The organism is Pseudomonas sp. (assembly GCF_049300855.1).
Classification (GTDB): Bacteria; Pseudomonadota; Gammaproteobacteria; order Pseudomonadales; family Pseudomonadaceae; genus Aquipseudomonas.
Genome location: NZ_JBAQKH010000016.1, coordinates 368,936 through 381,168, shown reverse-complemented (window position 1 = coordinate 381,168; position 12,233 = coordinate 368,936). Strand labels below are relative to the sequence as shown.

The 12,233-nt window shown below is 59.3% G+C and carries 11 protein-coding genes; 5 read left to right on the top strand and 6 right to left on the bottom strand.

Annotation, left to right across the window (positions count from 1 at the left end):
* Positions 1-431: 431 nt before the first annotated feature.
* The 4 genes from tcyN to WA225_RS06820 all read right to left on the bottom strand — a co-directional run bounded on the left by tcyN (position 432) and on the right by WA225_RS06820 (position 3,953).
* Positions 432-1,181: an L-cystine ABC transporter ATP-binding protein TcyN gene (gene tcyN, locus WA225_RS06835; protein ID WP_422607345.1), complete on the bottom strand. Its 750-nt coding sequence runs from the start codon at positions 1,179-1,181 to the stop codon at positions 432-434.
* Positions 1,182-1,185: 4 nt separating this feature from the next.
* Positions 1,186-1,851: a cystine ABC transporter permease gene (gene tcyL / locus WA225_RS06830; RefSeq protein WP_422607344.1), complete on the bottom strand. Its 666-nt coding sequence runs from the start codon at positions 1,849-1,851 to the stop codon at positions 1,186-1,188.
* Entirely contained in the window at positions 1,851-2,651 is an 801-nt protein-coding gene (gene tcyJ, locus WA225_RS06825) for a cystine ABC transporter substrate-binding protein (protein WP_422607343.1), read from the bottom strand. The genes tcyL and tcyJ overlap by 1 nt, the downstream gene beginning before the upstream one ends.
* Positions 2,652-2,960: 309 nt before the next feature.
* The gene (locus tag WA225_RS06820) at positions 2,961-3,953 is read right to left on the bottom strand and encodes a D-cysteine desulfhydrase (protein WP_422607342.1); all 993 of its coding nucleotides are present in this window, start codon (positions 3,951-3,953) and stop codon (positions 2,961-2,963) included.
* A 190-nt stretch (positions 3,954-4,143) separates the two neighbouring features.
* Between WA225_RS06820 and epsC the strand changes: the two genes are divergently transcribed.
* Positions 4,144-5,070: a serine O-acetyltransferase EpsC gene (epsC, locus tag WA225_RS06815; protein WP_016983653.1), complete on the top strand. Its 927-nt coding sequence runs from the start codon at positions 4,144-4,146 to the stop codon at positions 5,068-5,070.
* Between the two features lie 400 nt (positions 5,071-5,470).
* Positions 5,471-7,432: a choline transporter BetT gene (gene betT, locus WA225_RS06810; protein ID WP_422607443.1), complete on the top strand. Its 1,962-nt coding sequence runs from the start codon at positions 5,471-5,473 to the stop codon at positions 7,430-7,432.
* Between the two features lie 24 nt (positions 7,433-7,456).
* On the opposite strand, the gene WA225_RS06805 is transcribed toward betT, so the two are convergent.
* On the bottom strand, positions 7,457-7,717 hold the full coding sequence (locus WA225_RS06805; protein ID WP_422607341.1) for a hypothetical protein: 261 nt from the start codon (positions 7,715-7,717) through the stop codon (positions 7,457-7,459).
* 396 nt (positions 7,718-8,113) lie between these two features.
* Here WA225_RS06805 and WA225_RS06800 point away from each other — a divergent pair, with 396 nt between their 5' ends.
* Positions 8,114-8,296 carry a type II toxin-antitoxin system HicA family toxin gene (locus tag WA225_RS06800; RefSeq protein WP_026000492.1) on the top strand — a complete coding sequence of 61 codons (183 nt, stop codon included), beginning with the start codon at positions 8,114-8,116 and terminating at the stop codon, positions 8,294-8,296.
* A 59-nt stretch (positions 8,297-8,355) separates the two neighbouring features.
* Positions 8,356-8,757 (top strand): type II toxin-antitoxin system HicB family antitoxin, encoded by a 402-nt coding sequence (locus WA225_RS06795; RefSeq protein WP_422607340.1) that lies wholly within the window; start codon positions 8,356-8,358, stop codon positions 8,755-8,757.
* 5 nt (positions 8,758-8,762) lie between these two features.
* Here the strand turns inward: WA225_RS06795 and WA225_RS06790 are convergent, their stop codons facing one another.
* On the bottom strand, positions 8,763-9,800 hold the full coding sequence (locus tag WA225_RS06790) for a LacI family DNA-binding transcriptional regulator (RefSeq protein ID WP_422607339.1): 1,038 nt from the start codon (positions 9,798-9,800) through the stop codon (positions 8,763-8,765).
* A 206-nt stretch (positions 9,801-10,006) separates the two neighbouring features.
* On the opposite strand from WA225_RS06790, the gene WA225_RS06785 reads away from it, so the two are divergent.
* The gene (locus tag WA225_RS06785) at positions 10,007-12,232 is read left to right on the top strand and encodes a TonB-dependent receptor (protein ID WP_422607338.1); all 2,226 of its coding nucleotides are present in this window, start codon (positions 10,007-10,009) and stop codon (positions 12,230-12,232) included.
* Position 12,233 lies beyond the last annotated feature (1 nt).

Genomic DNA, 12,233 nt, shown 5'->3' with positions numbered 1-12,233 from the left:
TCCGTTTCCGAAAGAATGAAAAACGTCAATTAGCGGGCAATAAAACTGTGAGTTTTTATCCAGGTTCAATGCGCGTTAATTTAACTAACGGGTGCCGTTTGACGACTAGATAAGAGTGTGCGCGAAGGGGTGTCAATAGACGGATTTAGTTAATCCGTGAATTACAAGTTAATCAGAACACTCCTACATCGTTGAGGCCTTATGCCTAGGCTCTATGATGAATTCGGCCACAGAACTCGGGGTTTTTTGCCGGTTTGGATGTGGGTTGATTCGAACCCTGTCGGACGGGAAGCGGCAGATTCAAGGTGCGCGATAGCAATTGCAGAACAGCTGGATGTACTGCGCAGAATAAATTGCAGTGGGGGCAAGAGGAGTATTGAAGTTAGGGTGCAACTTCCATCCTTGGAAGTTTGCGATTAGCGCTGAAAGTTTCAGGCGTGATTGAGGAATTTACTGAGAAATTGCTGAGTGCGTTGTTCTTTCGGATGGGCAAACAGCGCTTTGGCCTCGCCTTGTTCCACGATCACGCCCTTGTCGAAAAACACCACGCGGTTGGCGACGTCGCGGGCGAAAGCCATTTCGTGAGTGACAATCACCATGGTGCGATTCTCCTCGGCCAGGCCTCGGATGGTCGCCAATACTTCGCCGACCAGTTCCGGATCGAGAGCCGAGGTTGGCTCGTCGAACAGAATCACTTCCGGCTCCATTGCCAGCGCTCGAGCAATCGCCACGCGCTGTTGCTGGCCACCCGAGAGACGACGCGGATAAGCGTCCTCCTTGCCAGCGAGGCCGACCTTGGCCAAGAGCTTTTTACCCAGGGCCACCGCTTCTTCACGCGGCATCTTCTTGACCACGATCGGGCCTTCGATGACGTTCTCCAAGGCAGTGCGATGGGGGAACAGATTGAAGTTCTGGAACACGAAGCCCACATGCTGGCGCAGATTGCGCACCAGGCTTTGCTGCTGGTTCAGCGGGCGACTGGTATCGATTTCGATATCGCCGACCTTGATCCGGCCACTGGTGGGTTGTTCAAGGAAATTCAGGCAGCGCAGGAACGTCGTTTTCCCCGAACCGCTGGGGCCGATGATCGCGACGACTTCGCCTTCCTTGACCTCAAGGTCGATGCCGTTGAGCACGACCTGACCCTTGAATTGCTTGGTCAGTTTTTCCACGACAATCATGGGGTCAGGACTCCTGGTCGTGCCGATTGACCCGCTCTTCCAACTTGTTCTGGAAGTGCGAAAGCACCGTGGCCAGAATCCAGTAGATCAGCGCGGCGGCAAGATACATGGTGAAGACTTCGAAAGTCCGGGCGGTAATCAACTGCGCCTGGCGGAACAGTTCCGGCACCTGAATGGTGGCGGCCAGTGCCGTGTCCTTGACCAGCGAAATGAAGCTGTTGCCCAGTGGCGGCAACGCCGTGCGCATCGCTTGCGGCAGGATGGCCCGGCGCAAGGTTTGCGCGCGGGTCATGCCAATACTCGCAGCGGCTTCCCACTGGCCACGCTCGATCGAACTGATCGCGGCGCGCAGAATTTCACAGGCGTAAGCGGCCATGTTCAGCGAGAAGCCGATCATTGCCGCTGGCAGTGGATCCAGTTCGAGGCCCAATTGCGGCAAGCCGTAATAGATCACGAACAGCTGCACCAGCAGCGGCGTGCCACGAAAGAACGACACGTAGATGCGTGCCAGCCAGCTCACCGATTTGAAGCGCGACAGGCGCATCAACGCCAGGCCGAAACCCAGCAGCAAGCCGAAGAACATCCCGCCGAGGCTGAGGACTACCGTGTAATACGCGCCCTTGAGCAGAAAGGGCGCGGAGTCCAGTGCGAGTTGGAAAGCTTCTTCCATTATTTCGTGACGTCAGCGTTGAAGTACTTCGTGGACAGCTTCGCCAGGGTGCCGTCGGCACGCAGTTCTTCGAGGGCCTTGTTCAGGGCTGCCAGCAGTTCAGGCTCGCCTTTGCGCACGGCGATACCGGATTCCTGACGGGAGAAGGCTTCACCGGCGGCGACGGTTTTCGGGGCTTTCTTGGCGTATTCAAGTGCAGCCAGACGGTCGATCAAGATGGCGTCGGTGCGGCCGTTGTTCAGGTCAGCGAACTTGGTCGGATCATCGTCGTAGGTACGTACGTCGGCACCCGGCACGTTGGCGCGGACCCACTGTTCGTAGTTGGTGCCCAGGCCGACACCGACTTTTTTGCCGGACAGATCAGCGGCGGTCTTGATGTTCAGCGCGGCTTCTTTGCTCTTGAGCACCAGTGCCTGAATCCCGGAAACGGTGTACGGCTCGGAGAAGTCATACTTCTTTTTGCGCTCGTCGGAGATGGTCACCTGGTTGACGACAACGTCCAGACGCTTGGATTCCAGCGCGGCGAGGATGCCATCCCACTTGGTCGGCTGAATCTTGGCTTTGACGCCGAGTTTCTGCGCCAGCGCTTCGGAGAGTTCGACTTCGAAACCGGACAGCTTGCCGTCGGCATCAACGAAGCTGAATGGTGGGTAAGTGCCTTCCAGGCCGACGTTGATAACGCCCTTGTCCTTGATCTGTTGCAGCTGCTCACCGGCCACTGCCTGGCCGATCAGACCGGCGCTTAGCGCAAGACCCAGCGAACCCACCAGCAGATTGCGACGTAGTGCGGAAAAATTCATGACGAGCCCCTGTGTTTTCTTATGGAAGACGCTTAAGGAAAGTTGGCGAATTTATGATTTCGACGACAGCGCTATCCTGCCTTAAAGCAGCTTATGCGTCTTGCGCGAAATTCGCCTGCGGCGAGACTATAAGATGTCTGCTTTAGACTTGAAAATACTTAATAATTGAAATGTTATTCTTAATTGGTATATGAGGATCGTTCCCACGCTTTGCGTGGGAATGCCTCTAGGGACGCTCCGCGTTCCAGCGCTCAAGGGGACGCGGAGCGTCCCGGGCTGCATTCCCACGCAGAGCGTGGGAACGATCAGTCAGAGGAAATCCTTGTAGGCAAATAGCGCCGGCGCCCCACCGGTGTGCAGGAAAATGATCGGGCCCTCATCGAAGCGCTGACGGCCGATGCCATCGAGTAACCCAGCCATGGCCTTGCCGGTGTACACCGGATCGAGCAACACCGCTTCCTGACTCGCCAGCAACTTCACCGCCGCCAGTGTCCCGGCATTCGGTTCGCCATAACGCGGGCCGAAATACTCGTCCCACAACTCAACCTTGAAACTGTCCGGCAGCTTGATGCCGAGCAACTCCGCCGTGCGCTCAGCCAGGCCCTCAACCTTCGGCCGCTGATCTTCTTCACTGCGCGAAACCGTCACGCCGATGACCGGCAATTGTGGCAACACTTCGCTCAACGCCAAGGCCAAACCACTGTGCGTGCCGGCGCTGCCCGAGGCCAGAACCACAGCGGCAAAATCCAGCCCGGTGTCCTTGATCTGCTCGGCCAGTTCCAGACCGGCACGTACATAGCCCAATGCACCGAGTGCATTGGAACCACCAATCGGCACCAGATACGGCTTCTTGCCGTTGCTGCGCAAACGCACGGCGAGGGCAGCGAGTTGTTCGTCGGCGTTGTCGAGGTTGTCGACCAGTTCGACTTTGGTGTCGAACAGATCCAGCAGCAGGCGGTTGCCGTTGCCGGTGTAATCGCTGTCGTCGGTGCCCAACGGATTTTCCAGCAGCGCCACACAACCCAGGCCGAGTTTGGCGGCGAGTGCGGCGGTCTGGCGAACGTGGTTCGATTGCAGCGCGCCGGCGGTGATCAGCGTGTCGGCGCCTTGCACCAAAGCGTCGGCGGCGAGGTATTCGAGTTTGCGCAATTTGTTGCCGCCCATGGCCAGCGGCGTCAGGTCATCGCGCTTGATGTACACCTCGCGGCCGAGCCAGGTGGACAGGCGTTCGAGTTTTTCCAGCGGCGTCGGGTGGCCGAGCAGGTCGAGGCGGTTAAAGCGGTCCAGCTGTTGTTTGATCATGATTCCGTACTGGCGGAGAAAGATGAAAGGACTATAGGCACGCGTTTTTGCAGGGGCAACCGCCAATCGCTTATAGCCAAATCGACTGAGCCCAGCACTATCGGTTCTTAATTCGCCTTCGTGAGCATGCCGTAGAGTAGGCGCCGTTGACGCGGCCAGACAGTCCGGCCGCCCGTGAGGAGTCTTTACCGTGAGCGAGCGTTCCAGCCATTGGCAATTGCAGACCATCGTCAGTCAACTGCGCAGCGCGCGGGATCAGTGGCGGGCACAGAACGGCCGGGCGTCCGGCGAGCAGGGTGGTCGCGAGTTGCCGTCGCGGGCAGCGATGGCGGAAATTCTTGAAGCGCTGTGTGGTGCGCTGTTCCCGATGCGTCTGGGGCCGGTGGATCTGCGTGAAGAGAGTGAAGATTTCTACGTCGGCCACACCCTTGATGTGGCGCTGAATGCCTTGCTGGCGCAGACCCGTCTGGAGCTGCGTTACGTCGCCCGCCACAGCGCGCAGGCTGACACCGAAGTCGAGGCCCGCGCGATCCAGATCGTGCAGGATTTTGCCCTGGCTTTACCGGGCCTGCGCACGCTGCTCGACACCGATGTGCTGGCCGCTTATCACGGTGACCCGGCGGCCCGCAGCGTCGACGAAGTGCTGCTGTGCTATCCAGGGATCCTGGCGGTAATTCACCATCGTCTCGCGCATCATTTGTATCGCGCCGGTTTGCCGTTGCTGGCACGGATCAGCGCGGAAATCGCTCATTCGGCGACCGGCATCGACATTCATCCGGGCGCGCAGATCGGCCGTAGCTTCTTTATCGATCATGGGACGGGGGTGGTGATTGGTGAGACGGCGATCATTGGCGAGCGTGTGCGGATTTATCAGGCCGTGACGTTGGGCGCCAAGCGCTTCCCCGCGGATGAAGACGGGCAGTTGCAGAAGGGCCATCCGCGCCATCCGATCGTGGAAGATGATGTGGTGATTTATGCCGGGGCGACGATTCTGGGGCGAATCACCATTGGCAAGGGCTCGACCATTGGCGGCAATGTGTGGCTGACGAGGAGTGTGCCGGCGGGGTGCAATTTGACTCAGGCGAATTTGCAGCATGATGACGGGACGCAGAAGTAGGCCTCTGAATTTGCTTCGCGGCTGCTGACCTCTTCGCGAGCAAGCTCGCTCCCACAATGGAATGCATTTCAAATGTGGGAGCGAGCTTGCTCGCGAATGGTTTTCAGGCAAATCGAGATAATGGCCTTCAGCCAATTCTCCAGTGAACGAATCCCCTCAAACCCGCGTCATACCCATCCTTGAGCTAGCGTAGGAAAACTACCGCCTAGCCCTGCGATTAGTCCTTACTACCCCATCCATGTTTAACTTGAACGTTCATTCAAGTTAAACCGGTGGTTCGCTGCCCGCTCACAACAGGAGGCTTGCCTTTGCTGAGTCCGATCATTTCAGCCACGTTTCAACCCCTCGAGGTGCACGTTTCATGAGTGCATCGTCTACCCCCGCCAGCGGTCTGGTGCGCATGAATCCGCCGGTGTTCTACTTCGCCGCGACGGTCATTCTGCTGTTTGGTCTCGTTGTCATCGCCATGCCTGAACAGGCCGGCGCCTGGCTGCTGGAAGCGCAAAACTGGGCGGCCAACACGGTCGGCTGGTACTACATGCTCGCGATGACCCTGTATCTGGTCTTCGTGGTGGTCACCGCCTTATCCGGCTACGGCAAGATAAAACTCGGTGCCGACCACGACGAGCCCGAATTCAGTTACCTGTCCTGGGCCGGCATGCTGTTCGCCGCCGGGATCAGCATCACGCTGTTCTTTTTCTGCGTCTCGGAACCGCTGACCCACATGTTGCAACCGCCGCAAGGCGAGGCGGGCACGGCGGATGCGGCACGTCAGGCCATGCAGATTCTGTTTCTGCACTGGGGCCTGCATGGCTGGGGCGTGTTCGCCTTCGTCGGCATGGCGCTGGCGTACTTCGCCTATCGCCACAACCTGCCGCTGGCCTTGCGCTCGGCGCTGTATCCGCTGATCGGCAAACGCATCAACGGTCCGATCGGTTACGCGGTGGACGGCTTCGGGATCATCGCCACGGTGTTCGGTCTGGGTGCCGACATGGGCTTTGGGGTGCTGCACCTCAACTCCGGTCTCGATTATCTGTTCGGCATCGCGCACACCCAGTGGATTCAGGTCGGCCTGATCACGCTGATGATGGGCGCGGCGATCATTGTTGCCGTCTCCGGTGTCGATAAAGGCGTGCGGGTGATGTCCGACATCAACATGCTGCTGGCCTGCGCGCTGCTGCTGTTCGTGTTGTTCGCCGGGCCTACCCAGCATCTGCTCAACACCTTGATCCAGAACATCGGCGACTACCTCGGCGCCCTGCCGATGAAGAGTTTCGACCTCTACGCCTACGACAAACCGAGCGACTGGCTCGGCGGCTGGACGGTGTTTTACTGGGCCTGGTGGATTGCATGGTCGCCGTTCGTGGGCCTGTTCATCGCACGGATTTCCCGTGGCCGGACTATCCGCGAATTCGTCTTCGGCGTGCTGCTGATTCCGCTCGGTTTCACCCTCGCGTGGATGTCGATCTTCGGCAACAGTGCCATCGATCAGGTACTCAACCACGGCATGAGCGCGCTGGGCATGTCGGCCCTCGACAACCCGTCGATGAGCATTTACCTGCTGCTGGAAACCTACCCATGGAGCAAAACCGTCATTGCCGTGACGGTGTTCATCAGCTTCGTGTTCTTCGTCACCTCCGCCGACTCCGGCACCGTGGTGCTCTCGACCTTGTCGGCCAAGGGTGGCAACCCGGACGAAGACGGGCCGAAATGGCTGCGGGTGTTCTGGGGCGCCATGACCGCGCTGATCACCAGCGCACTGCTGTTCTCCGGCAGCATTGATGCGCTGAAGTCAGCGGTGGTGCTGACCTCGTTGCCGTTCTCGCTGATTCTGCTGTTGATGATGTGGGGCCTGCACAAGGCGTTCTATCTGGAGTCGCAGAAGCAGATCGCGCAGTTGCATTCGCTGGCACCGGTCTCCGGTTCACGGCGCGGCACGGGGGGCTGGCGACAGCGTCTGAGCCAGGCTGTGCACTTCCCGTCGCGTGACGAGGTGTACCGTTTCATGGACACCACGGTGCGCCCGGCGATTGAAGAAGTGACGGCGGTGTTCGTCGAGAAAGGCTTGAACGTGGTCACGCAGCCGGATCCGGCGAATGACAGCGTCAGCCTCGAAATCGGCCATGGTGATGCGCATCCGTTCATCTATCAGGTGCAAATGCGCGGCTACTTCACGCCGTCGTTCGCGCGTGGCGGCATGGGTTCCAAGCAACTCAACAACCGCCGCTACTACCGCGCCGAAGTGCATTTGAGCGAGGGCAGTCAGGACTACGATCTGGTCGGCTACACCAAAGAGCAGATCATCAACGACATCCTCGACCAGTACGAACGGCATATGCAGTTCTTGCATCTGGTGCGTTGATCGGGAGCTGCGCGCCGGGTTCGTTCAGGACTCGGCGCTCAGCACCATGAACAACACCATCGCCGCCATCGGCACGCCGAATACCGCACTGCCAATGGCTATTTCCGATCCCACGGACTGGCCGGCATGCACCACCCCCACCGCGCCATTGATCACCGTCAACGCCAGCCATAGGGTGGCGAAGCCGTAGGCCATGGTCTGGCGGCTGAAGCCGATGCGCTCGCCGATGTACAGCATCAGCGCGAGCAGGACCAGGCCGAAGAAAATGATGATGGCGGTGTGCATAGGTGTGCCTGCGGGATATGCGCTGCTTGATCGACCGCCATCGCGGGCAAGCCCGCTCCCACAGGGTTTTGCGTCGTTCACAGATTTTGTATCCAACACAGAAACCTGTGGGAGCGGGCTTGCCCGCGATAGGGCCACCTCGTTGTCCTTTAGAGCATAGCCAATCCAGCGTCCGCCACTCCACATCGGGCTTTTTTGTGGGACACATTTTGCGACTGTTACAAAGAGTTCGGGCGGCGGAATGTTTTGCTTGCTTGCCCGCGCCTGCCGTTGATCTATCCCACAACCAAGTGCTGTTCCAGTGAGCTAGTATTTATCCAAGTGTGTAGTGTGTGTATAAAAGGCCCCTGCGCCCTCTAGAGTAAATAGCTCTAGCTGTCGAACAGGGCGAAGGAAATGCGCAGTCGGGAAATGATCAGGATGATCGAAGACGATGGTTGGTATCTGGTGGCGGTGAAAGGCAGCCACCACCAATACAAGCATCCGCACAAGCCAGGAAGGGTGACGATCAAGCACCCTGATTCGGATCTGCCCAAGGGCACGATCAACAGCATCTTGAAACAGGCGGGCTTGAAATGAGGCCCGTTATTGGAACCGAAGGCCGGTTTATGGGCCTGTCAGAGGAAGGACTCACTCATATGAAATTCCCGGTCGTTCTGCACAAGGATACCGACTCAGACTACGGAGTGATCATCCCGGATGTCCCGGGTTGCTTCTCCGCAGGCACTACGGTCGCTGAGGCATTTGAAAATACTCAGGAAGCATTGGCGCTTCACTATGAGGGTTTGGTCGCCGACAGCGCGCCGTTACCGCAAGTGCGGGACATTGATGCGCATCTCGATAACCCGGATTACGCCGGAGGGATCTGGGGAGTGGTCGATTTTGATATCACCCCGTATTTCGGCAAGTCAGTGCGGTTCAACGCCACGCTGCCGGAGCAGTTGCTTGAGCGTATTGACCAGTCAGTCCGCCGTGACCAGCGCTATCGATCGCGTTCCGGGTTCCTCGCGGCGGCCGCCTTGCGCGAACTGTCGGTATAGCGAAGTCAGGTGCTTTCGCGTTCGATGACTTGGCACTGCAGCAGATTCAGCCGCTGCACCTCGTCGCTAGGCAATACCCCAAGGCTTTCCAGTACGCGGGTGGCGGCCAGTACGCCGATCTCCAGCGCCGGTGGTTTGATCGTGCTCAGGCTGGGCAGGAGCATCTCGGCGAAGGGGTAATCACCGAAGCCCAGAACGGCGCAGTCATCGGGGATTTTCAGGCCTGCGCGTTGCCCGGCGAGCAGGCCACCGGCGGCGAGGTTGTCGTTGGCGAAGATGATCGCGTCGGGGCGCGGTGAGGCGTTCATCAGCGCGTCCATCGCTTGTTTGCCGGCCTCGAAGGGCGCGCGATCAGCGTCGGGGGCAAAGACCCACGGCTCCAGGCCGGACTCCCGTAAGGTCGCCGCGTAACCGTCGCGGCGTTCAAGTGCGCTGAAGTCGCCCGCAGCACTGTTCTGCACGAAGGCAATGCGCCGGTAGCCTTTTCCCAACAGATACTTCGCCGCCACCACGCCCACTTCAAAATGCGAAAAACCGATCTGCATCGGCTCCCGATCCGGTTGGTAATCCCACGTTTCGATCACCGGAATATCCGCCTCGGCGATCATCTTTTCCGTACCCGCACTGTGAAAGTGACTGGTCAGCACCAGCGCTGCCGGCGCCCAGCCAAGAAACGCGCGCACGGCGTTTTCTTCCTGCTCGGTGCTGAAGTAACTCGATGCCAGCAACAGCTGATAGCCATGCCGGCTAAGCGTGTCGCTGAAGCCTTGGATGGTATTGGCGAAGATCGGCCCGGAGATGTTCGGGATCACCATGCCGACGATTTTCCCCCGCGCCGAGGCCAGCCCGCCGGCCACCAGATTCGGTACATAGCCCAACTCAGCGACCACCGCCGCAATCCGCTCGCGACGCTCGGGCGACACCTGCTCGGGCTGATTGAAATAGCGCGACACGGTGATCGCCGAGACCCCGGCCTCACGTGCCACCGCATTCAGGGTCACGCGTCCGGCGCCACGGCGTTTGCGCGGTTTTTCTTCGCTCAAGGGTTGATCCTTCTTAAAAACCAAATCGCATATAAAAGTAATTTTTCAGTATTGGACGCTCTATGTGCGGCTTGCCAATACTGGCGATGTTAGCGCTAACAAAGCGCGCTGTCTGCTACTCGCTCGAGCGAATGCCCAAGACACCGATTCAGGCGCTGTCGTCGTAGAACGGCAGCGGATCAGGGCCAATTTCGAGCGGGCAAAGCATGCACAATATTCCTGGGGCGACACACACACTGGCGCAATCGATTCGCGCCGCCGGCTGGTTATTCACGGGTTTGGCGGCGCTGCCGTTGCCCAATGCATTCGCTGCCGTGAGCAGTGATCAGGAGCCGACGCTCAAATCGGTGACCGTCACTGCTACGCGTCGTGAAGAGTCGCTGCAAAAAGTGCCGGTCGCGGTCTCGGTGATCGACGGCGAACAGCTGGAGCGCGATAACCGCAACGGCGTGGCAAGCATCGTTCAGCAAGTGCCGTCGCTGAATTTCCGCACTGGCGCGTCGAACAAAGACACCTCGTTGTTCGTGCGCGGCGTCGGCACGATTTCCACCTCGCCGGGCGTCGAGCCGACTGTGGCGACGGTGATCGATGGCGTGGTCTATGCGCGTCCGGGGCAGTCCACGCTCGATCTGCTGGATCTGGAGCGCGTCGAAGTATTGCGCGGCCCACAGGGCACACTGTTTGGCAAAAACGCCTCGGCCGGTGTACTCAACATCACCAGTAAGGCGCCGACCGCCGAGACCCACGGTTACATCGATCAGTCGTACTACAGCGGCAACGAAAGCCGCACCCGTTTCGGCATCGGCGGCAGCCTGATTCCGGAGACGTTGAAAGGCTCGATCAGCACGCTGTTTGGCAGCTACGACGGTAACGTCGACAACCAGCACAACGGTCAGGAGGTCAACGGCTACAACCATCGCGGAGTGCGCGGCAAACTCGAATTCACGCCGAATGACGACGTCACGTTCACCCTGATTGCCGACTACATGCAGTCCCACGACGACGGCCCCAACGGCGTGGTCAGCAAGTCGCTGACGCCGGCCTTCGCCAACGCGCTGAGTCCGGTCAATGCGAGCAACCATAACCGCGACATCAACACCGACACTCGCTCACACGTCGAGGACATCAACAAAGGTCTGTCCGGCCAGCTCGACTGGCAATTGGGCGATTACACCCTGACATCGATCACCGCGTGGCGTGGTTGGGACAACACGCAGTATCAGGACGGTGACCGTCTCGGTACGGTGACGGCAGCGTTCCCCGGCACCGCCGACAAGGGCGATCTGGCCTTCGATCAATACTCGCAAGAGCTGCGTCTGGCCTCGCCGAAGGGCGAGTTTCTCGAATACGTCGGCGGCCTGTTCTACATGCACGGCAAGGACGATGAGACCTATCAGCGCACGCTGACAACGACCACCCGCACCGACCGTGGCGTCGCCAATTACAGCACCACCAGCGACAGTTACGCCGTGTTCGGCGAGAGCACACTGAACTTCACGTCCGACTTTCGCGGCATCGCCGGCCTGCGCTACACCCACGATGATCTCGAATACGATCACCGCCGCGTCTCGACTTCGGCGACCACGGTCAGCGGCATTCAACCGGCGACCAGCAGCTCCGGTTCCGTGGACGAAGACGGCTGGTCCGGCCGCCTCGGTGTGCAATACGACCTGAGCGATACGGTCACCACTTATCTGACGTATTCGCGCGGCTACAAAGGCCCGGCCTACAACGTGTTCTTCAACATGCAGCCGCGCGACACCGAAGCGCTGAAACCCGAGACCTCGAACACCTGGGAAGCGGGCATCAAAGCCACTTCCTGGAACAATCGCCTGACCACCAATCTCGCGGTGTTCCACAGCGACTACGACAACTATCAGGCGAACTTCTTCGACACCGTCGCAGGCCAGGTTGTGACGCGGCTGATCAATGCCGGCAGCGTCAGCACCGAAGGCGTCGAGCTCGATTACGCGTTGCAGGCCACCCAGCAATTGAAACTGTCCGGCGCGCTGGCCTACACCCGCGCCCGCATCGACGAATTCGCCTGCCCGGCGGGCGCGGCGGCGTCGTGCAACGTCAACGGCAAACCGCTGCCGTTCAGCCCGGACTGGAAAAGCTACGTGCGCGCCGACTACACGATCCCGCTGGATAACGGTCTGGATATCGAACTCGGCACCGACTACAGCTGGCAGAGCGAAGTGCAGTACGACATCAGCCAGAACGTCGACACCAAGCAGGGTGCCTACGGTCTGTGGAATGCCAGTGTCGCGCTGGCCGATTACAGCAATGGTTGGCGAGTGGCGCTGCTGGGCAAGAACCTCACCGACAAATCCTATTCGCCGTTGCTTGCCAGCGGTGGAAATTACATTTATCGCGCCGTGCCACGGGATGACGAGCGCTATTTCGGTGTGCAATTGCGCAAGGATTTCTGAG

Excerpts from the sequence above, each read along its gene's own strand:
- tcyN (WP_422607345.1), bottom strand. The coding sequence starts at position 1,181 with ATGATTGTCGTGGAAAAACTGACCAAGCAATTCAAGGGTCAGGTCGTG.
- WA225_RS06795 (WP_422607340.1), top strand. The coding sequence starts at position 8,356 with ATGAAATTCCCGGTCGTTCTGCACAAGGATACCGACTCAGACTACGGA.
- WA225_RS06805 (WP_422607341.1), bottom strand. The coding sequence starts at position 7,717 with ATGCACACCGCCATCATCATTTTCTTCGGCCTGGTCCTGCTCGCGCTG.
- tcyJ (WP_422607343.1), bottom strand. The coding sequence starts at position 2,651 with ATGAATTTTTCCGCACTACGTCGCAATCTGCTGGTGGGTTCGCTGGGT.
- WA225_RS06820 (WP_422607342.1), bottom strand. The coding sequence starts at position 3,953 with ATGATCAAACAACAGCTGGACCGCTTTAACCGCCTCGACCTGCTCGGC.
- WA225_RS06785 (WP_422607338.1), top strand. The coding sequence starts at position 10,007 with ATGCACAATATTCCTGGGGCGACACACACACTGGCGCAATCGATTCGC.
- tcyL (WP_422607344.1), bottom strand. The coding sequence starts at position 1,851 with ATGGAAGAAGCTTTCCAACTCGCACTGGACTCCGCGCCCTTTCTGCTC.
- WA225_RS06800 (WP_026000492.1), top strand. The coding sequence starts at position 8,114 with ATGCGCAGTCGGGAAATGATCAGGATGATCGAAGACGATGGTTGGTAT.
- betT (WP_422607443.1), top strand. The coding sequence starts at position 5,471 with ATGAATCCGCCGGTGTTCTACTTCGCCGCGACGGTCATTCTGCTGTTT.